General features: G+C 41.9%; 17 protein-coding genes. 7 read left to right on the top strand and 10 right to left on the bottom strand.

Features of this window, described 5'->3' with window-relative positions:
* Positions 1–47: 47 nt before the first annotated feature.
* The 6 genes from FQV37_RS06200 to FQV37_RS06175 all read right to left on the bottom strand — a co-directional run bounded on the left by FQV37_RS06200 (position 48) and on the right by FQV37_RS06175 (position 8,640).
* The gene (locus FQV37_RS06200) at positions 48–947 is read right to left on the bottom strand and encodes a LysR family transcriptional regulator (protein WP_057760292.1); all 900 of its coding nucleotides are present in this window, start codon (positions 945–947) and stop codon (positions 48–50) included.
* A gap of 233 nt (positions 948–1,180) precedes the next feature.
* A complete protein-coding gene (gene dnaX / locus FQV37_RS06195; RefSeq protein ID WP_160021705.1) occupies positions 1,181–3,052 on the bottom strand; it encodes a DNA polymerase III subunit gamma/tau in 1,872 nt (623 codons plus the stop codon).
* A gap of 69 nt (positions 3,053–3,121) precedes the next feature.
* Positions 3,122–4,384: a hypothetical protein gene (locus FQV37_RS06190; protein ID WP_160021704.1), complete on the bottom strand. Its 1,263-nt coding sequence runs from the start codon at positions 4,382–4,384 to the stop codon at positions 3,122–3,124.
* 115 nt (positions 4,385–4,499) lie between these two features.
* Positions 4,500–6,038: a lysine--tRNA ligase gene (gene lysS / locus FQV37_RS06185; RefSeq protein ID WP_102090341.1), complete on the bottom strand. Its 1,539-nt coding sequence runs from the start codon at positions 6,036–6,038 to the stop codon at positions 4,500–4,502.
* Between the two features lie 130 nt (positions 6,039–6,168).
* Positions 6,169–7,260: a peptide chain release factor 1 gene (gene prfA / locus FQV37_RS06180; protein ID WP_057760300.1), complete on the bottom strand. Its 1,092-nt coding sequence runs from the start codon at positions 7,258–7,260 to the stop codon at positions 6,169–6,171.
* 234 nt (positions 7,261–7,494) lie between these two features.
* Positions 7,495–8,640, bottom strand: coding sequence for a beta-ketoacyl-ACP synthase III (locus FQV37_RS06175; RefSeq protein WP_057760302.1), 1,146 nt, complete (start codon positions 8,638–8,640; stop codon positions 7,495–7,497).
* Between the two features lie 295 nt (positions 8,641–8,935).
* Here FQV37_RS06175 and pnuC point away from each other — a divergent pair, with 295 nt between their 5' ends.
* The 4 genes from pnuC to creD all read left to right on the top strand — a co-directional run bounded on the left by pnuC (position 8,936) and on the right by creD (position 12,605).
* Positions 8,936–9,646, top strand: a complete 711-nt coding sequence (gene pnuC / locus FQV37_RS06170) for a nicotinamide riboside transporter PnuC (protein ID WP_160021703.1) — start codon at positions 8,936–8,938, stop codon at positions 9,644–9,646.
* Positions 9,618–10,205: an AAA family ATPase gene (locus FQV37_RS06165; RefSeq protein ID WP_240990963.1), complete on the top strand. Its 588-nt coding sequence runs from the start codon at positions 9,618–9,620 to the stop codon at positions 10,203–10,205. Before pnuC ends, FQV37_RS06165 begins: the two co-directional genes overlap by 29 nt.
* Positions 10,206–10,300: 95 nt before the next feature.
* Complete coding sequence (locus tag FQV37_RS06160) at positions 10,301–10,825, top strand: TIGR00645 family protein (protein WP_102090338.1); 525 nt, start codon at positions 10,301–10,303, stop codon at positions 10,823–10,825.
* A gap of 169 nt (positions 10,826–10,994) precedes the next feature.
* The gene (gene creD / locus FQV37_RS06155; RefSeq protein ID WP_160021701.1) at positions 10,995–12,605 is read left to right on the top strand and encodes a cell envelope integrity protein CreD; all 1,611 of its coding nucleotides are present in this window, start codon (positions 10,995–10,997) and stop codon (positions 12,603–12,605) included.
* Positions 12,606–12,745: 140 nt separating this feature from the next.
* Here the strand turns inward: creD and FQV37_RS06150 are convergent, their stop codons facing one another.
* Positions 12,746–13,429 carry a DUF421 domain-containing protein gene (locus FQV37_RS06150; RefSeq protein WP_160021700.1) on the bottom strand — a complete coding sequence of 228 codons (684 nt, stop codon included), beginning with the start codon at positions 13,427–13,429 and terminating at the stop codon, positions 12,746–12,748.
* Between the two features lie 323 nt (positions 13,430–13,752).
* Here FQV37_RS06150 and FQV37_RS06145 point away from each other — a divergent pair, with 323 nt between their 5' ends.
* Positions 13,753–14,670, top strand: coding sequence for a DMT family transporter (locus FQV37_RS06145; protein ID WP_160021699.1), 918 nt, complete (start codon positions 13,753–13,755; stop codon positions 14,668–14,670).
* A gap of 170 nt (positions 14,671–14,840) precedes the next feature.
* On the opposite strand, the gene FQV37_RS06140 is transcribed toward FQV37_RS06145, so the two are convergent.
* Positions 14,841–15,254, bottom strand: coding sequence for an organic hydroperoxide resistance protein (locus FQV37_RS06140; protein ID WP_160021698.1), 414 nt, complete (start codon positions 15,252–15,254; stop codon positions 14,841–14,843).
* Between the two features lie 166 nt (positions 15,255–15,420).
* On the opposite strand from FQV37_RS06140, the gene FQV37_RS06135 reads away from it, so the two are divergent.
* Positions 15,421–16,272 (top strand): AraC family transcriptional regulator, encoded by an 852-nt coding sequence (locus tag FQV37_RS06135; RefSeq protein ID WP_160021697.1) that lies wholly within the window; start codon positions 15,421–15,423, stop codon positions 16,270–16,272.
* 260 nt (positions 16,273–16,532) lie between these two features.
* Entirely contained in the window at positions 16,533–16,862 is a 330-nt protein-coding gene (locus tag FQV37_RS06130; protein ID WP_102091713.1) for a hypothetical protein, read from the top strand.
* A gap of 98 nt (positions 16,863–16,960) precedes the next feature.
* Here FQV37_RS06130 and FQV37_RS06125 read toward each other — a convergent pair whose 3' ends face one another.
* On the bottom strand, positions 16,961–17,401 hold the full coding sequence (locus FQV37_RS06125) for a hypothetical protein (protein WP_057760321.1): 441 nt from the start codon (positions 17,399–17,401) through the stop codon (positions 16,961–16,963).
* A 40-nt stretch (positions 17,402–17,441) separates the two neighbouring features.
* Positions 17,442–21,674 carry an ATP-dependent RNA helicase HrpA gene (gene hrpA, locus FQV37_RS06120; protein ID WP_240990962.1) on the bottom strand — a complete coding sequence of 1,411 codons (4,233 nt, stop codon included), beginning with the start codon at positions 21,672–21,674 and terminating at the stop codon, positions 17,442–17,444.
* Positions 21,675–21,701 lie beyond the last annotated feature (27 nt).

The following is a 21,701-nucleotide window of genomic DNA, read 5'->3' as shown; positions in this document are numbered from 1 at the left end:
CTGCTTATTGCTAACTAAAAACGTTTCGTGCGTAGTGAGAACAACACTTAGTTTGCATGGAAGTATTTTTTCAGTACTTCTAGGCAACGAGTAATTTTAGCTGGCTGTTGGTCGCGATTTAAAGTGACCGCATATAGCACAAAGCTTGGCAATTGATAGCCAGTCAACACTTCTACCAGCTCTCCACTTTCAAGCTCTTTTTTGACGTCCATTTCTAACATTCTAACCAAACCATGACCTTCTTTAGCCAACGTCGTTGCCATAAACACGTTATTGGTATAGATACGTGAGTTCATTTTGACACGCGTTTTTTTGCCAGTTTCAGTCTGAATCATATCGATCTGATTGGCATCTTTCATGATTTCAATACAGATTAATTGATGCTCAGCCAAATCTTTAGGCGTATTTAGCTTACTGTGCTGACGCAAATACTGAGGTGAAGCAACCAACAGTTGGCGCACATCGGTCAATGGATGACTGCTCAAACTAGAATCATTAATCGATGGACTCATGCGAATAGCAATATCAATACGCTCATCAATCATATCGATATAATGATTGTCAGCTAGATAGGTGACGCTTAAATCATCATGTGCCGCCATCCACGTAGAGAGTGCCGGCAGTATGTGATTAACACCAAGCTCAGGAGTCGTCGATACACGCAAGCTACCTGCTAGCTCATCACGCAATTGATTAACTTTGATACGCCCTTGCTCTGCTGCACTAACGACATCTTTTGCCGCTTCATAAAAGCTCTCACCAGCTTCTGTTAAGCTTAGCTTACGAGTCGAGCGATGTAGCAACACCACGCCAAGCTCGTTCTCTAGCGAACGAATTTGCTGACTGACTGCACTGGTTGTAATACCTAGCTCACGTGCAGAGCCACTAAAAGAGCCATGTCCGACCACACTGGCGAACACAGCCATACCGCGTAAATTATCCAACATATTCTCACCTAAACGTCATTTCAGTTTTTAATATAACTTAACCATTATAACGACTTTGGATTCATCTTATCGTTATCAAATGGTTCTCTCTTGTTTGATAAATATATTTTGACCCGTAATAAAAACAAAAATACCAAGGTGACATATTGCTATCACCTTGATATTTAATATAAAACTATGTTCAATATATAAATATACTTTTAGATATTTTGAGCAAACACTGCTCTAAAATCTCAATACAGCTGTACTTTACCCATTTTCCCCTCACCGCGTTCAGTTAAATACTGCATTACTGGTGTTTTTAGCAATTTCGTTTCAGCAACGGTTTGCGCTTGCTCTAAACGTTTCTTCTGTCGGCGCTCTGGGGTTTTATCTTCGGTCTGCATGATACTACTATCAATTTTCAAGTCAATGTCAGCTTGCGTAAATTGCTGTTGTAACTTAGCTGCCAATTGCTGAAAAGTGACCTGCAAATGCTTACTATCAACACTGGTCAAAAACGTGGCTTTGCCATTACATTGACCAGTCATTGTACCTTGTCGTGCTAGTGCTAGCTCATCTTGTGCCAATACCTCGCCTTCACGAGCAGTTTGTAACCAGTAGTCCCACTTTTCTGGGTTCCACTCGCCTGTCAGTTCTTGAGGTGGACAACGCAGTAATGTGCGTGGGTCTTCATCAGAGTGTGCTGTTAACTGAGAATCATTTGCGCCAGGCTCAACAACTGGTTCAGGCTCAACAACTGGTTCAGGCTCAACAACTGGTTCAGGCTCAACAACTGGTTCAGGCATAGCACTAGCCACTGACTGTGCTAAATTGTCATTATAATCAATACCGCTTTGTAGCTCAGCGTGACTTGAAGTCTGATAATCAACACTATAAAGCTCTGGCGGCGGTGCTGAGGCTTCATGTGCAATTGCATCTGAGGCTGATGTAGAAGAAACTGGTTCTATAGCTGGTACTTTGGTAGCAAGCCCATCACTATCATAAGTATTGCTCAAGACTTCATCGACTGGCAATGGACGAAACGCCAATAAACGCAAGATACACATCTCAAGCGCTTGCATCGGCGTACTTGCAAGCTTGACACCTTCACGGGCTTGCACAACAATCTCATAATACAGCTGCAAGACATCAGGGCTGATATGCTGAGCTAACGTATAAATATCTTTTGCTTGCGCCTCATTGACATTAAGAGCGACTTCAGGCAATAGCTGAGTCAATGCCAACTGATGTAGCAGCTCAGCGAGCCCATCAAACATACTAGTCGCATCGACCATTTGCGCGCGCATTTGCTCAATATGAGCAGCAACCGCCGACTTATCATGATTATAGATATCTGTGATTAGACGCACTAAGTCAGCAGCATCAATGAGACCAAGCATTGCATTGACAGTCGCATCATCCAGTGCGCCTTGACCAAAAGCAATGGCTTGATCGGTCAATGATAGCGCATCACGTACAGAACCTTTGGCTGCACTTGCTAACTGCCAAATAGCTGGCTGAGTATAGTCAACCTGCTCTTTGGTCAAGATATTTGCCAAGTGCTCGCTAAGTAACGTTTGAGGTAATGGGCGCAGAACGAACTGCAAGCAGCGCGAAATAATCGTAATCGGTAGCTTTTGTGGATCAGTTGTCGCCAACAAAAACTTCACATGTTCAGGTGGCTCTTCTAGCGTTTTTAATAGCGCGTTAAAGCTGTGCGTAGACAGCATATGTACTTCATCAATCAGATAAACCTTATAACGCCCTTGACTTGGTGCATAAGGCACGTTGTCTAACAGCTCACGAGTGTCTTCGACCTTGGTACGAGAAGCGGCATCAATCTCAATAAGATCAATGAAACGCCCTTGATCAATAGCAACGCAGTTATCGCATACGCCGCAAGGAGTGCTGGTAATACCTGTATCACAGTTCAAACATTTAGATAAAATACGCGCAATCGTTGTCTTACCCACACCGCGCGTACCTGTAAACAGATAGGCATGATGCAAACGATTGTAATCAATCGCATTAATCAACGCTTGAGACACATGCGTCTGCCCAATCAACTCATGAAAGTTTTTTGGTCGGTATTTGCGAGCTAAAACTTGATATTGCTGCGTCATAAGAAATGCCAATGTAAATAATACAAATATAAATGAAGCGTCGGGCTAATGAATCATACTATGTTTTGGTTATAACTGAGCTTGAAGTTGGGCCAGCCGGTCATATAAGCGCTGAGTACTTTCATCAATCAATGAGCCTGCTTGATGAAATATATCTAGATAAACCTCAGTATTTACGCTGTCTTCGCACGGCCTAAACTCTACACCCAGTAAAAATAAATCATCCATTACAGGCTCTTGTAACTGGACATTGGTATCTGACAATAAATCTTTATAAGAGAGCCTAACATTCTCTGCGCTTAGCGAACTGCTATCGTCTTGCGCATAAAACACCATGAGATAATGGCGTCCAAATACATGATAAGAATGCTCATGACGGATATATCCATTCCAGCGCGAGTCTTGATCCATGGTTCTATAAGCTAAGATTTTTTCTACTAGACACGCATAGGTATACATTGACTCATCTACCAAAATATCAACCTGTTCATTTGGTAAAGGTGTACCTGCTTCATGATAACGCTCAAGCACACTGTTGAATAGCTTGAACCACATTCCAGTATTTTTTTGCATCTCAGCCATTAGAGCATCGGCAAACACAGTCTGATTCGGCTCTACTGCTTTAAGTAAGCGTAATTCAACTTGCTCAATTAACTCACTATCAATTAGCTGTTCTTGTACCCTAATCGCTCTTTGGTGAAAGTTCGGTGATTGTAGAAATTGTTTAAGCAATGTCGATTCGTTTTGAAATGATGCAAAGCTAGATAGTTGACGACGATGGAAATTCAAAAAGGTTGTTAAATCACTTGGCGTAACCAACTGATTAAGGATATCAACGAAGTTTTGATGACTAAAGACTTGTAGGATACTCTGCTCATCATCTAAGTCTAAAACACAGTCTTCTGCAAAAAACCGACTGCCATATTCGTAGCCAACTGCATAAGATGAATGGCCCGACTGATTGTCTTGATGATTAATAGACAATGACGTTAAGCCAATAAAATAAACTGCTTTATCAGTTGTCGCGGCAATTCTATCTACAATTAGGCTATCGTTTTTTTGATAAATCTGAGCGTGGCGTTTGATAAGTTGGTTAACAACTTCTTTTCTCCATTCACGAACTTTAGCATTATCTACTTCTTGCTTATTTGCCTGCATCAAAACCGTATTGACGAGCAAATAAATAGTAGCGCCGGAAAACTCAAAAACAAAATCATAACCCTGAAAATGATCAGAGTCAGTGATTTTGTCATCAGGCAACTCATACAATGATAAAAAACATTGCTGAATCATTTTTTGCCATGGCGCATGTGATGCTTGCTGAATATCCATAATACCTCTATAAACGATATTTCACAAAAAAGCTTATACCCATTCTGTGAAAATGAGCAAAAGCTTTTTATGCTGAGTTAAGTATCAGTTTGGATTTACAGCAAGCAAACCCACCTTAGCTGTCTTGTTTGCGGCGCATATGCGGGAACAAGATCACATCACGGATACTAGCAGAGTCGGTAAATAGCATTACTAGACGGTCAATACCAATACCCTCACCGGCTGTCGGTGGCAAACCATAAGACAATGCTTCGATATACTCTTCATCGAAATGCATAGCTTCATCATCGCCCGCATCTTTTTCAGCAACTTGACCACGGAAACGCTCGGCTTGGTCTGCTGGGTCATTAAGCTCACTGAAGCCATTGGCCAACTCACGACCACCAACGAACAGCTCAAAGCGATCGGTAATCTCAGGATTGTCATCACTACGGCGCGCTAGAGGTGAAGTCTCAGCTGGGTACTCAGTAATGAACGTTGGCTGACGTAATTGATGCTCAGCCGTTTCTTCAAAGATAATCGTCTGTAGTTTACCCACACCAAACACATCTTTGACTTGCTGCTTAAGTGTCGTAGATGCATATTCTGCTAGGTATTCACGATCATTGATACGTGTCATGTCAAAGTTTTCAGCATATTTTGCAATCGCATCAGACATTGACAGACGAGCAAATGGTGCTTTTAGGCTAATGGCTTCTTCTTGATAAGTCAGCTCTGTTGTGCCTAGCACATCTATTGCTAACTGATTAAACAGACGCTCAGTCAAATCCATCAAGTCATGATAATCAGCGTAGGCTTGATAGAACTCAATCATGGTAAATTCAGGGTTATGACGGGTTGAAACCCCTTCATTACGGAAGCTACGGTTAATCTCAAATACTCGCTCAAAACCACCAACAACCAGACGCTTAAGATAAAGCTCAGGCGCGATACGTAGATATAAAGGCATGTCTAATGCATTATGATGCGTCTCAAACGGACGGGCTACTGCACCGCCTGGTATCGGATGCATCATTGGCGTTTCGACTTCCATAAAACGCTCATTGAGCATAAATTGACGAATACCACTAACGATCTGACTACGAACCATAAAGGTATTGCGAGTCGTCTCATTGGTCATCAAATCAAGATGACGATTACGATAGCGCGCCTCGACATCAGCCAAGCCATGGAACTTGTTTGGCATTGGACGTAGTGATTTGGTCAGTAGCGTAATTTCTTCAATATGCACATACAAATCGCCTTTACCTGAGCGACCGATATAGCCTGATACACCAACGATGTCACCCAAATCTAGTGATTTAATGCTCGCACGCGTTTCCTCATCAAGCTCTTTACGTGCTACATATAACTGAATACGGCCTGTCATATCTTGGATCACGATAAACGAACCACGGTTGAGCATGACTCGACCTGCCACGTTGACCTGTGTTTTTTCACCATTTGCTGCTTTTTCTTCAATTTCCTGCTTTGAGACACCATCAAAAGCCGTCTGTAAGTCTTGCGCATAATCAGTGCGTTTGAACGTATTAGGATACGGCTGTTTACCTGAAGCACTGATATCATCTAGCTTGGCTTGCAGTTGTGCGATTAGCTCGTTAGCATCTTCTACGACTGGGGTTTGATCTTGGTTCTGATTATTGTGCTTTGACATAACACTCTCAATATTTTTAGGTAATTAAATGGATAAACGAAAACAGAAAAATTAAATCAATACTTATTATTATAAGAACAGACATGGTGATAAAAACGATAAAACTACTGGTACTCTTAAAGACTAGCTACTAGTCATTGCCACCGATACTGGCCATCAAATCAGCCTGATGCTCACGCAGTAGTGCATCAAGAATCTCATCCAAATCGCCTTCCATAATGGAATCAAGCTTGTATAAGGTAAGGTTGATACGGTGATCGGTCATACGACCTTGTGGAAAATTATAGGTACGGATACGCTCTGAGCGATCGCCACTACCGACCAAGTCACGACGTATAGAATCCGCCACATCGACCTGTGCTTGCACTTTGGCTTGTTGAATTTTAGAGACCAGCATTTTCATAGCATGCGCACGGTTTTTGTGTTGGCTACGCTCTTGCTGACACTCTACCACGGTACCTGTCGGAATGTGTGTCAAACGTACGGCAGAGTCAGTCGTGTTCACGTGCTGACCACCAGCGCCGCTTGAGCGGAAAGTATCCATTTTGATATCAGCAGGATTGATATCGACGGTATCATCAATCTCAACTTCCGGCATGACCGCAACCGTACAAGCTGACGTATGCACACGACCTTGGCTCTCGGTTTCAGGGACACGCTGTACGCGGTGAGCGCCTGATTCAAACTTTAGACGACCATATACACTATTGCCAGATACACGAGTGATGATTTCTTTATAACCGCCATGCTCACCTTCATTTGCAGAGAGCACTTCTAGTGTCCAGCCTTGGCTCTGCGCGTATTTTTGGTACATACGGAACAAGTCACCAGAGAAAATCGCTGCTTCATCGCCACCTGTCCCTGCACGAATCTCTAAAAATGCTGGTACTTTATCGTTAGGATCTTTTGGTAGCATCATCAGATTAAGCGCTTCTTCCATCTCTACGATGGTATCACGCGCACTCTCAATCTCATCGATCATCATCTCTTTCATGTCAGGATCTGTTGCATCGGCTAGCATCGCTTCTGCATCAGCCTGATCCGTTTCTGCACCCACGTAGTTTTGCCACAGCGTCGTGATCTCCATCAAGTCGCTGTGCTCAACAGACAATTCACGGAACTTATTATTATCACTAATGACACTAGGATCTGATAATAAAGCGGTGACCTCTTCATAACGGTCTACCATCTGGTCTAAACGCAGGCGTAAGGATTCTTTCATAAAAGGACTTTTAATTAGATAAGAGGAATAAGCCCGTGATTATAGCAAATTTTTTGGGGTAAATTAAAACCTCTAATCATTCTTGTTGATATTGTCGGTAATCTCGATGTTATCTTCTCCAACATCTCTGTTTATATTTAGATGTCACAGCTTAATTTCAATAGCAAAAACAACAGACAAAAAAATAGCTAAGAATATTCTTAGCTATTTTTATCAAAACAAGTAGTCAAAGTATTAGACCTTGCGAACTAAGACCGATCCAATAGAGTAACCTGCACCAAATGAGCAAATAACGCCCAGATCGCCTGATACTAAGTCATCTTTGTGGCGATGGAATACAATCATAGGACTCGCTGAGCTAGTATTGGCAAATTCAGCAATAACACTCGGAGCAATCGATTTATCGGCATCTTTACCAACCACGGTACGTAGAATCAAATCCAACATATTGGCATTGGCTTGATGCAACCACATCATCTTAACATCAGATGTTGGGATGTCGTTTTCTTGCAAGTGCTCAGTGATAATCTCTGACACTTTCGGACAGACTTCACGGAATACTTTACGACCGTTTTGCAAAAACAGCTTGTCAGTGACCGGTGCTTTGATATCTGGATACATTTCAGTCTGTGCTGCTAGATACTCTGAGCGATCCATAAAGCCATATTCGTTTTTAATGTTGGTCGAAAACTGAGTAAATAGCTTAGAGTTTAGAATCTCATAACCTTTTGGCGTATCTAATTCTTCAACGATAGAAGCAGTCGCTACATCACCGAAGATAAAGTGGCTGTCACGGTTGCGCCAGTTTAGATGCGCTGAGGTAATCTCAACGTTGACCACAGCAATACGCTTGGCCAAACCAGAGATGATAGAACCATGTGCTTGTGACAGACCAAACGTCGCCGCACTACACGCAACGTTCATATCATAAGCAAAGCCGCCAATCATACCAATTTCGTTTTGGATTTCGATGGCAACCGCAGGATAAGTACGTTGGAAGTTTGAGCAAGCAAGGATGATACCATCTAAGTCGTTGGCCTCAAGTCCAGCATCAGCCAAAGCGTCTCTCAGTGCTGCTGCACCCATTTCGGCCATTACCGACAGCTCTTCGCCCAAGTTACGGTAAGGAATAACTGGCGCCATGATTTCAGTATTTAAGATACCTTCTTTTTCCATCACATAACGTGATTTAATGCCAGATACTTTTTCGATGAAAGCAGCTGAAGAAGGCTCTAGTGCCGTCACTGTCTCTGCAGCTATCTCTTCAGCATGTTCGGTATTATAGTTTTCAACATACTGGTTAAATGACTCAACTAGCTCTTCGTTACTAATGCTGTAAGGTGGGATATAAAGACCAGTGCCTGTGATACAAGTCGTCATGATAAGCTTCCTTGTCTACTACTGTGGTGCTTGGAATAAGCATAAAAGTGGAAAAATAATAGCCATTCAAATTCAGTGAATAACTGTAAACTTAAAATCAGTGTGTTTATTATGCCTGAATATTATAATTTTTCTAATACTTTGTTACAAATAATCTGTTTCTTGCCATAAATTAGCAAAGACTGCCGTCCTTTTTGGATAGCTACGTTATAATTGGCATCATTTATTCTGTATTATTCGTCGAACTATCTTAATTATTCAGAACATCGATACGCGCTCATACTTAGGAATGCTAATGGCAGAACTTCTCAACTGGTTATTTGGTCAATACGCTGACTACTCTACGATATTCATCATTCTTGAATTGATTGCTGTTGTCTTCGGCGTAGCAAGTGTCTTACTCGCCAGCAAAACCAATATCCTAGTTTTCCCTATCGGTCTGGTCAGTACTGCTATATTTGTGTACCTACTGTGGAAATGGCAACTGTTTGGCGATATGTTCATCAATGCTTACTATACCGTGATGAGCCTGTATGGCTGGATTAACTGGTCAAAGAACAAGAAAAACCAGTCTGCTGAGCATAAGCAAGCAGACGCTAATAATGTCCGTATTGAGCATCTGCATGCAGGTGACATCCCGATCCTCTCTGCTTTGGCAGCAGGAACGATAGCTTTTGTAGGATTGGTTTATTATTTCCGTCCAGTGATTAATAATGGCTTTAGTTTCGATGGTGCAGTACTTGGAATCCATCTATTTACTTGGGTCGATTATACTGACATGCTCACTACGGCTTTATTTTTGATGGCAATGTGGCTCATGGCACGACGTAAAATCGAGCATTGGACACTCTGGATCATCGCTGATGCGATATCAGTACCGCTATACTTCTATAAAGGTTTTACTTTTACCGCGCTACAATATGTAGTCTTTACTCTTATCGCAATCTGGGCATACTATGAATGGCAACGACGCTACCGTGTACAACCTCGAGCAGCATACGCCTAAATCTGTCATCAACGTCGCGGTTTTAGGGGCAGAAAGTACGGGTAAGACGACCTTATGTCGTGATTTGGCCGAGCATTTTGATACTCCTTGGGTGTCAGAATATATGCGCACCTACTTACAGGCAAAGTGGGATGATGAGCAGCTGACTTGTACGTGGGAAGATCTACTCCCTATCGCACAGGGGCAGATTACACTAGAGAATACCTTAGCCAAACAGGTCGCTCAGACGAATAATGCCAGTCATTATTTGTTTTGTGATACCAGTTTGTTTGAGCTGATGGTTTATTCTTATTGGTATTATGGCGACTGCCCTACGGCCCTTGAGCAAACAGCATTGGCGCATCACTATGACTTAATATTATTGACTGATGTTGATACGCCATGGGTCGCCGATGACCTGAGAGACAGTCCACACCAACGCGATGAGATAAGCGACTACTTCGCCAGTCAATTAAGCAAGCATCAGAAATCATTTCAGCGTATTAGTGGCAATAGAAAAGAACGCGTCCAGCAAGTAGTAGCGAAGCTCGCTAATATAGACAACATATTGCCTGACTAAAGCTAAATAGCTATATCTACAAGCTTACCCATATTTATGTCTTACAAATTTTTCGTCTTTAAGACTTTCTTGTCTTTAAAACCTAAGAGATACCCATGCTAAAGAAGTTTGAGCTTTATTTAGAAAAAACCATATTTAATAGCCGCTGGATACTGGCACCTTTTTATCTAGGGCTGGTGTTAGGCATTATTTTATTATTTATTAAGTTTGTCCAAAAACTATGGAACATGTTTGCTGACATTCTGACGGCCTCTGAAGCCAGTGTGATTGTAGATATATTGGTATTGGTTGATATCTCTCTGGTTGCTAGTTTACTGCTTATCATTATATTCAGTGGCTATGAGATTTTTGTCTCAAAAATCGATACTGGCACTCATGATGATCGTCCTAGCTGGATGGGCAAAGTTGACTTTTCTGGCCTAAAGCTCAAAGTCATCGGAGCGATCGTCGCTATCTCGGCGATTGACCTTTTGAAATCCTTTATGGATATTTCTAGTGGAATGAGTGAACTTGATGCCGACAAACTCATGTGGAAGGTTATTATTCATATGACCTTTGTATTGTCTGGCTTGTTATTCGCTATTATGGATAAAGTCGTTGGCGACACGAAAAAGCATTAAGCACATGAATAATCGAAAAATAATTATCCGAAAATATCAACTTTCGCCCTTTCACAGTTATTCCATATTTCCTGCACATCTTCTCGTTATGCCCTCTCTATGATGTCTTTTAAAACCACGGTCTGCTATTTCGGCAGCTGTGGATTAAAGGCACTTAGGAGGCGACAACATGCAAAAAACATTATTGACTAAGTTATCCATCATTATAGGACTTTGTATCGTTTTTTCGATTGGTCTCACTATGATTAGCGACATCATATACGAGAGGCAATACTACGCAGAATCAGTGATAAAAGAAATCACCCAGCAGCATGTCAATCCACAAGAAGTCATTAATCCATTTATCGCCATCCCTACGACAGTCACACCGGCCTGTCAATCAGATGCATCTGATACACCAAATATAAAGAGCAAATGTGAACCGTCATACTCGAAAATTGAGACGATTTTTGCCTCTCAGACGCAAGCAGCGCAGAACTTAAAAGTAAACACAGACACCTATAAACGCGGTATCTATAGCGCTACTAGCTATGATGGTCAGCTGACATTCGATCAGAGTTATACGTTCGCAGAGACTTTAGAAAATTTAGATCAGATTGGCAATACAATCGACAATGATACAGATAAGACACAGCTAGCCAAAACCATTACCCACTGGAACAAGGCAAAATTGATCATTCCCGTGTCTGACTTACGCGGTGTCGCTACCCTGCCTACTGTCACAATCAATCATAAATCAATTGCAGCAAACTATCCGCAGATACCAATAATAGAGAACTTAACCTATGTCGAAGTAGATATTCCTAAAGATGTATTGGATCAATTAATCAATCCTACTAGCCAGCAGAATAAAGATAGCTTGGCTACCACAGGCTCAATAAATACAGATCTAAATAAATCAGAGGTGAGTAGCAAGTTATCTAATCCTAGAGACAATCAAGCGCTCAATATTGTGATCGACTTGCCGTTAGCTGGCATTAGTAGTGTGACGACTGTCCCAACTGGGCAGAACTTTACTCTGTCTATGCACAGTGACTGGCAGACACCAAACTTTATCGGTAAAGCATTACCAAACACTAAGAACATTATGAATAAAGGATTCGATGCCAGTTGGCAAAATCAGTATCTAACTGTCGCCAATAATCAGTACCTCTCTCAATGTTTCAGCGCGCCTAACCATCAATGTACAATCATAAGTGAATCAACGCTCAATACCGATAGCCAGTCTTACAACCCTGATTCGTTTGAGTCCTCAAGAGGTCTGACGACAGACAGTGCAGCAGTAGTTGGTAGTAATCAAAGTGTTCTGCTAAACAGCTTTGGCGTTAGTTTTGCGAGCCCTAACGATGTCTATCTACAAACTGAACGAACCATGAAGTACACCTTGTTATTAATGTTGGTATCGTTTGGCACTTTCTTTTTATTTGAAGTGCTCAAATCAAGTCGCATCCATCCTATTCAGTATCTGCTCGTCGGCTGCGCACTATTTGTCTTTTATGTCTTATTACTACCACTTGCAGAACAAATCGCATTTTGGCAAGCCTATATGGTGGCAGCCAGTGCTTGTGTCGGGCTTATTGGCTGGTATAGCTATTATGTATTTGGAGGCTTCAAACGGGCAGTAATCTTTACCACGACGCTTGCTGGGCTATACGCTGCGTTTTTCGGTATTTTAAGTACAGAAGATCTCAATCTATTACTGGGTGCGATATTCTGCTTTGTGATACTTGCCTGCGTGATGGTGATGACTCGCAAACTTGACTGGTACAAAGTCACGTAAATTATGCAAGCCACTTAACCCACGTTCTTTATGAAATAAGTTAGACAAACTGTCAGTAAATGAAAGGTTTTTATCTAATAATTTGAAAAAACTTAGCTGCCTTAGTTTATTAATTGAGCTAAGGCAGCCAAGTAGTAATATTATTTGACGATATGATTGTTTAACGCCTTAGCCCAGTTATTGCAATTATCCTCACAGCGTGGGCAACAATGATTGGGGTCAGAGATTTCATCGACGTAACCGCAATACATACAAGCATAATAAACCCCTGCTTCTACTTGCTCGACCGGTCGGTATTGCTTAGGGAAAAGCGGCATACCGTAATCTGTCTTTTCAGAGGTATGCAATAAAATACTAAAATTGCCATCAGCTTCGAGCAAACCAGTACGCACTTGACCTAAATGCTCAACCCCTTGTTGGCGCATTTCAGCAAAAAACTCATCGTGTGACATTTCCCCTTGTTTAATCTTATCAAGCACCAGCATGCCATCTTCTACAATATACATTGAGCGCCCCTCTAGCAGGTCCTCAAAAGGCTGGAACTTCATCATCGCCCAAGTACAGAGCCTATAGAGTGAAATGACCGTACCCATGATGAGTACCGCTTGGATAATAGGCAGGTCTTCGGTGAACATGGGATCACCTGCAATAGAGCCTAGCGATAAAATAATGGTTAGCTCAAAAATAGAGAGCTGACGGACGCCGCGCTTACCAGTGAAGCGCAAAAATGTGATAATTAATACAAACATTACAGTGACACGTATTAAAATTTCCACGGCAAACAACCAAGTTGTGTCATAAATAAAAATACTTGCCCAATCCATACTATCTTTTCCTATTTATTTATCTGATTTATTGTGTTTAATGAATGTTGTTCTAATAGTTCGTTTGACGCGAAGCATATCATCCCTATTTTTAGACCTTATCGTCAATACAACTATCGTTATTCTGATTTAAAAGAGACTTTTTGCCATAAGTACGACAAAATATCCTGTCCTGTGAGACAGCTATAGATTAGATTGATAATTTATCAATCTATTATTTTCGCTAAAAAATAAGCGATCGCTATAACAGCGTATCTAGAAACCTAAAATTGTCATCCTATGCTTGCCTGTTTTGTACCATTTATTCATTGTAGGAATTACTTTTGAAAGCCACTATTTATACCATTATTGCGTTAATCGCCTTTGCCGCAAACTCCCTGTTTTGCCGAATGGCATTGGCAGAAGGCTACATCGATGCTTGGAGCTTTACGGTCATTCGTCTGCTCAGTGCGGCTGCCTGCTTAGTGGTTATCATGACGATTCACGCCTACAGACTACAGCGTCAAGCACTCACCGCTGACAAGCCCTCTGTTGATGCTATTTTAAATGATAAAGGCAGTTGGCTCAGTAGTGTCAGTTTGGTCATTTACGCGTTATGTTTTTCGATTGCGTATGTAGAGCTGGATACTGGCACTGGGGCATTGATTTTGTTTTCAGCGGTTCAGCTGACGATGATTGGCTGGGGTATCTACAAAAAGGAGCAATTAAGCGCGCTACAATGGTTAGCATTTGCCGTTGCAGTGGCAGGGTTCGTGTATTTGATGCTGCCATCAGCTGCCATACCATCACCATTGGCGGCAGCGTTAATGGCTATGAGCGGCATAGCTTGGGGAATATACAGTATACGAGGCAAATCATGTGTCTCACCGCTTCGAGCGACAGGGTTCAACTTTGTGCGTAGCTTAGTCGCTGTGCCTATACTATTACTGGTAGGTATGACGTATCTAGATGACTTGGGTTTTAAAAATATCAATTTGGAAGGTATTACGACTGAAGGTGTACTACTCGCCTCTGCATCAGGAGCGATCGCCTCAGGGTTGGGCTATAGTATCTGGTATACAGCAATGCCACTATTGAAAAACACACAAGCCGCTATCGTTCAGCTATGTGTCCCTGTGATTGCTGCGTTGCTAGGTGTGATATTTTTGTCTGAACAGCTGACTGTTCCATTTATAGTTGCAAGCACAGTCATTTTGGGCGCGGTCTTGGTATTTACTTTAAATAAAAAAGTACCAGTATAAATTAAGACTATTAGTGATTTATCATTAATAATCTGCTCAGAAAAGGTTCCAGCTAATTACGTTACCGGACAACATAAAACGCCCCGACTCTTATAAATCGGGGCGTTTTATATTCGAGTTATTATTTTAATATTGCTAGTCTATGATCAATAGTCTGTACACAACAGCCTTTAAACAACGGTCACTTCTAGACGAGTATCGACATTGCCACGAGTAGCATTAGAATACGGGCACACCTGATGCGTGGCTTCTATCAGCTGCTGCGCCTGCGCTTCATCAATACCTGATACTTCTACAGACAACTCTATCTCTAAGTTGTAGCTACCGTCAGCTTTCATACCGATACCCACTTGCGCAGAAGTTTTTGAAGCGGTAACAGGCAATTTCATGTGCTGTGCTGTCATGCTCAAAGCGCTATCAAAACAAGCCGCGTAACCCATGGCAAAAAGCTGTTCTGGATTCACGCCTTCTTTGTCTTGCTCTTGAAAAGACACCAAGTCAAATCCCAACGAACCATCGTCTAATCCAGTATGGCCAGAACGTCCACCAGTAGCGGTTGCGCGCGTTTTATAAAATATTTTCATGAGTAATTATTCCTTGTTTCATATTATTAGAGGTCGTACTTACGCTGTTGCGATGAGATTATTATAGAATCCTCTGCATTTATACGTTAGAACAAACCTCTATAACTCTTGCCTAATCCTACAAATATTTATACTATCAGGCAACTCTATAAAATAAGCACTCGTGATGAATCAAACGACTATTGACCAACTTTTAGCAGTACTGCCTAGAAATAAAACCATCGAGTCCGCTGTTTCAGGCTTGTTCTTTTACTGCGCGGACAAACCAAGCAAAGCCGTAAGCTATATTCAAGAGCCAAGTATTTGTATTGTATTGCAGGGAGAACGCGAGATTTATTTGGGTGCTGACTGTCAAAGGTTTGACAATAGTAACTTGATGTTCTGTCCAGTTAATATACCGCTAAGTATGCATATTAAACATGCTTCGATAAAAAACCCTGTCATTGTTTTATCAATGAAATTAGATTTAGCCATGATTAGAGATGTATTAGCGCAGCTACCGACCACACAACCAATGGCAGGCAGCCATTTAGGGATAAAGTGGCACCTAGATGACACCATAATGGACGCGTTTGATCGATTGATACGCTTGCTTAATTATCCAAACGATATTGATTTTCTGTCTTCTTTAATTCAACAAGAAATATACTATCGCCTACTCTTGGCTGAGCAAGGCAACAAACTTAAGCAATTGGTCGTTAGCGGTAGCCATACACACCGCATTGCTCAAGCGACTGACTGGATAAAGGCACATCTAGATGAACCTATCATGGTTGAGAGCTTGGCTAGTAGATGCGGCATGAGTGTCTCAGGGTTTCATCAGCACTTTAAAGAAATAACCCAGCTGAGTCCACTACAGTATCAGAAAAACTTACGTTTAATGGAAGCTAGGCGCTTAATTAAGATGCATGGAGCGCAAATATCACAAATAGCGATGCAAGTAGGCTACGAAAGCCCTAGTCAGTTTAGCCGAGAATATAAACGACTGTTTGATGTGAGCCCGAGTAGTGAGTTGTAGTTATAATTTTATTTTTTAATAAAAAAAATTTTTGCTTAGGCTATTTACTATTATATTTACGAAAGCATTCCTTAAAAAATATCATTTTTAAGTTGAATAATTTGCGGAGTATTTTAAATAAATAGAAAAATTGGTTGACTCGACTATATATTCGTATTATAACATATTATATATTTAAAAAAAATGAATGTATGGGAGTAGCTTTATTCTGCGTACGATCGATGTAAAGCAATCAATAGAAAGCTTAGGGAGGAGATAACATGATTCGTTTAAGCTACACTCTCAAATGCTGGGCACTTGGCATCACGTTTTTTACAGTGTTCTACTTTATGGTAGTCATGAGTGACCCTGGATTTAGTAAGTACATTTATATGTTAGCTTTTAGCACCTTGCTATTCCCTATTGCTAAGCGTGCAGTCGATGTCATGACCGATTTTTTCGCACCAGATATTGAATTGTTCAATGGATTGCTACCATCACTTTTAATCAATATTGTGATTTGGATGCTTACTCCATTTATCGTCGCATTAACCGTGATTGCCTATGTACTTTATAGCATGGGTGTACTGACAGAAAAGATTAGCCATTAAATATTATACAAATAGAAAGGCTAGATTAGTGCTTGCTAACTTAAACTTTCTATTTGTGCATTAAAGTTCTAAACAAATACCTGATAAGATCTTTTATATCACGTCTCAATCCGCTCACTATATGTAATATGGATTTTTAAATGCTTACTTACTAACTTCATTTCCTCATATATTTCCCGTGTATGAGACTTTCTCTGTAATGTGTCTGAAGAGTTTTTTATAACGAGATAAGAAATCAAATTCAAACTACGGCAACCTTCAATAAGATTTGATTCGCTTGGCATTCTCAATATTTTTGCAAAAACACTATAAAGTAAAATAGCTTGTTTCTTTGCCAAAATCATTGAAGATAATCTTATAACTTCATTTTGTACATCCTTATTGACATTATCATTTATAAAGCCCGATTGTTCTCGAAGAAATAGAGATGAAACTTCTCCAAGTGTTTCTTTTAACCCTACTATGGGTTCTAAAATCAACTTTAAAATAAACTGACCTATGACAAAAATTGTGACACCTGCAATTATAGTTAGAAACATTTTATAAACCTCACAATTAAAGAGAATTATATACAACCTTCTAACTCACCTTATCCCACATCTTGCTTAGACGCTTGGGCGATACTGCCATACGAGTTTTCATAGGCTGGGCAAACAGTTGAATACGGTATTCCTCCACCATCCAGCGATACTCACTGATGGCTTCTTTGTCCGCACGTCCTGCTAGCCGTTCCATATGCAAGTCAAGAGCATAAACACCATCGAGGTCGGCGTCGAGATTGTGCTCCAGACGCTCTAGCCGAATCTGTAACGCTTCAAGATAGCGTGGGTACTGTTGCCAATGGCTGTAATCCATCCGATAGACAAAATCAGCCAAATGTAAATCTTCTAACTGATCTTCGATATCATCGATAGACTCACCAAATATTTCACGATCTAACATCAGCAACCCTTGGCGAATACGCTGCCAACGAGTGTAGACATTCTTAAGCGTTTTGATAACGCTTTGACCAGTTAATAAGAAGTTATTCACCACCACTTCAAGAGTCTGGGTATACTCTTCAGAGGTAAACGGTAGCTCCTCGCTCAATCCAACTGCGATATCATCGGCGCTTTCTGGTAAATTCTCAGAATGATCAAATAAGATATAGTGCTCTTCGAGAGCCGCGTCTAACGCAGCATCTATAACGATCGTTTTGAGTTTATCCATATCGCCAAGTGGCGCAAATGCCAGTTTAAATATACTATCGATTTGGCTCGTTAGCTGCTTTTTCTTTGCACCAAGTTTGCCTTTGATTAAAGTCAGTACCCCGATACGATGTGCTTGAAGTGCTGCATTGACATCAGTGTATTGATGAATCGATACAGCTTCTCCCGCTTCATCAGCGACGAGCGCCGCAAACTGTTTCATCACCACGCCTGCACTATGATGGTTTTTGCTAAAAGCAAAATGCTCAGGGAACTCAGTATGCACGCCTTGCTGTTCATTTACCGCTTGACTGGTTTCAGATGCATGACGAATCTGTAGGGTTTGCAGGTCACGGCCTTTTTCGATGATACGGTTTTTCTCATCGACCACACAGATTTGTGGCTGTAAATAGCGATCAATCGTAGATGGATTGAAGTTCTCTGGCGTCACCGACATAATACCGCGACGATGTAATGCCTGACACAGCTGCTTCAGCAATCCTTGTCCACCCTTTGGCTGCAACTCATCAAACAAACTGTCTGCGGTATTGGGTATCGGTACGATTTGACGACGTATCTCCTTTGGTAGGGACTTGAGCAGCTGCAATACCAATTCATAGCGCCAACCAGGCACACCCCACAGTAGCTCAATCGCGTCGAGCTGCGGTAATGCGGCAAGCGGTACACGTATGGTCACACCATCATCATCGCTGGCTGGATCAAAGATATAGCGGAGCGGCAGTTTTAAATCGCCCAGCTTCCACACTTCTGGGAAGTCCCCTGTGGTCGGCGCTTGGCTATTAAGTACATCTTCATCAGTAAAGAATAGATGCTTGGCATCATGCTTTTCGACTTCTGCACGCCAATCCTCAAACGCTTTGCGACTGGCAACGTGCTCAGGGATTTTCTTATCATAGAACTGATAGAGCGTCTCCTCATCTACCAATAAATCACGGCGGCGCAGCTTGTCTTCGATACGCTCAACATGAGCAATCTTATCCATGTTATGTTGCAAAAATGGTGCATTGCGACCAAAGTTACCAGTTACCAAGCCATCACGGATAAATATCTCTCGTGATTCAACCAGATTAACTTGCTCATAGTTAGTCAGCTGCTTACTAATAATAATCAGCCCAAACAAACTAATCTGTGCGTAAGCTTTGACGCGTCCTGTTTTCTTGGACCAATGTGGTTCGAAGTAATGATATTTCAGCAAGTCACCTGCTGCTGAGATAATCCATTCTGGTTCGATTTTGGCAACAGTACGCATAAAGACTTGTGAAGTCTCTACCATTTCAAATGCCATCACCCAAGGGGGTATTTGTTTAAACACCGTACTGGCTGGGAATATCTTGGCCTTTTGCTGACGCGCAGCCAAATACTCACCGCGGCTTTCAGTCTTATGCGCGATGATAGACAACAATCCTGTTAACAACGCTCTATGCAGATTGGCATATTTGACCGCTTTTAGCGCTTCGTCTTCGATCGCAGTTGGGTCATTATTGGGAATGCTCTGATCAGAAGCTTTTGACTCATTGACATTAGTTAACTTCAGCTCAGTGACCATTTGTACCAATTGACGGTGTGTCTGATGCCATTCACGTACACGTGGGAAGCTTAAATAGTTTTTCTTAGCAAACTGCTTACGCTGATTACCAGACAGTTTATTGCCGTCTTCATCTTTTTCAAACAGCGCCTTCCATAGGCTCAGATAAAACAAAAAGTCAGAGTCGTCTTGACGGAAGACCGCATGCTTTTGATCCGCTTGTGTACGTTTATTGGCAGGACGCTCGCGTGGATCCTGTACAGCAAGCGCGGCCACAACGATCAGCATTTCACGAATACAATCAAAATCAGAACCAGCCACCAGCATACGTGCCAGCCTTGGATCGATTGGCATACGTGCCATTTTCTGACCAGTCGCTGTCAAACGTAGGTGATCAAGCCCTTTTCTCGCTTTTGGCTTGTTAGCTTTGTCTTGAGCAGCAATGTCTTTCTTAGAAGTAATAGCGCCCAATTCATCTAGCAGTTTATGACCATCAGTAACCAATCGGCTATCAGGCGGCTCAATGAATTCAAAGTCATCCACACTACCTAGACGTAGATTGGCCATTTGCAAGATTACTGACGCTAAGTTAGTACGTAAAATCTCAGGCTCAGTAAACTCAGGGCGGCCACTAAAATCTTCTTCACTATAAAGACGAATACAAACACCTGGAGCAACACGCCCACAGCGACCTTTACGCTGATTGGCAGCTGCTTGCGAAATTGCTTCAATCGGTAAACGCTGTACGCGTGAGCGATATGAGTAACGCGAAATCCGCGCAAAACCCAAGTCAATCACATAACGAATACCCGGTACGGTTAATGCGGTCTCAGCAACGTTGGTCGCGATAACAATACGGCGACCTCGACCCGATGGTTGAAAGATACGCTGCTGCTCTTCATAAGTCTGCCGTGCAAACAATGGCAGTACTTCTGTATGGCGAGGGCCATGACGCTCAAGCACTTCCTGCGTCTCACGAATCTCAGCTTCAGTTGCAGCAAATATCAAAATATCAGCCTGATCGGCGTGACCTTTACTCTGCGCGTCGCTAAAGCACTCTTCGACCGCAGCAACCACAGCGCGCGGCAGGTTCTCTTCAAAATCATCGTAGCTGTCATCTTCTGAGCTGTTCACTGGCTCATCTGTCAACGGACGATAACGGACTTCTACTGGAAAGCTACGCCCTTCTACATTAAAAATAGGCGCAGGAACTTGCCGTTTGAGCTTATTGTCATAACGGCTGAAGTATTCACTAAAGCGCTTAGTATCGAGGGTCGCTGACGTAATAATGACTTTTAAATCTGGGCGCTTGGGCAGCATCTTTTTGAGATAACCCATAATAAAATCGATATTTAAGCTACGCTCATGCGCCTCATCGATAATAATCGTATCGTACTTACTCAAAAACCGATCATGACCCAACTCAGCGAGCAGAATACCGTCCGTCATGAGCTTTACAATAGATTGCGCTGTCCCTTGCTCATTAAAGCGAATCTTAAAACTGACCGTATTACCTAATGGCTCACCCAGCTCTTCTGCGATACGGTTTGCCACACTACGAGCAGCCAATCGTCTCGGCTGTGTATGCCCTATCTGCCCTGTAATACCGCGCCCTGCTAGCATTGCAAGCTTAGGCAACTGCGTCGTTTTACCAGAACCCGTCTCACCAGCAACGATAATAACTTGATTATCGATAATCGCTTGTACTAAGTCTTCTGCGCGTTGGCTAACAGGCAGATCCAGATTTAGCTTGGCAGGTAAATCACTTGGAATACTATTGATACGTGCCTGCACAGCTTCTTGAGAACGCATTTTTATTTTCTCGTACTGAGCACGTTTTTTAGCGAGTACATCATCTAGCTTCTTTTCTTGCTCAGAATCATGATTAGATTTTTTATTCTTAGGCACAGCAGCACGTGCCAGCTCACGTTCAAGACGGCTTAAGTAATAGCTATCCTTGGCAAGTACTGGTAGATCCGCCAGTGGTACTGCTGGCTTCTTAGTATCTTGAGTTTCATTTACAGTAGATGTATCTGAATCGCTGTTTTCAGGAATATTGGGCTTAGAAGTATTGGGCATATTCGCTTAGGCTATTTATTATGTAGA

It is taken from the genome of Psychrobacter nivimaris (genome assembly GCF_009812035.1).
In the GTDB taxonomy this organism is placed as follows: domain Bacteria; phylum Pseudomonadota; class Gammaproteobacteria; order Pseudomonadales; family Moraxellaceae; genus Psychrobacter; species Psychrobacter nivimaris.
Note: the sequence above shows the minus strand (reverse complement) of the source record. Positions and strands in the feature narration are given on the sequence as shown.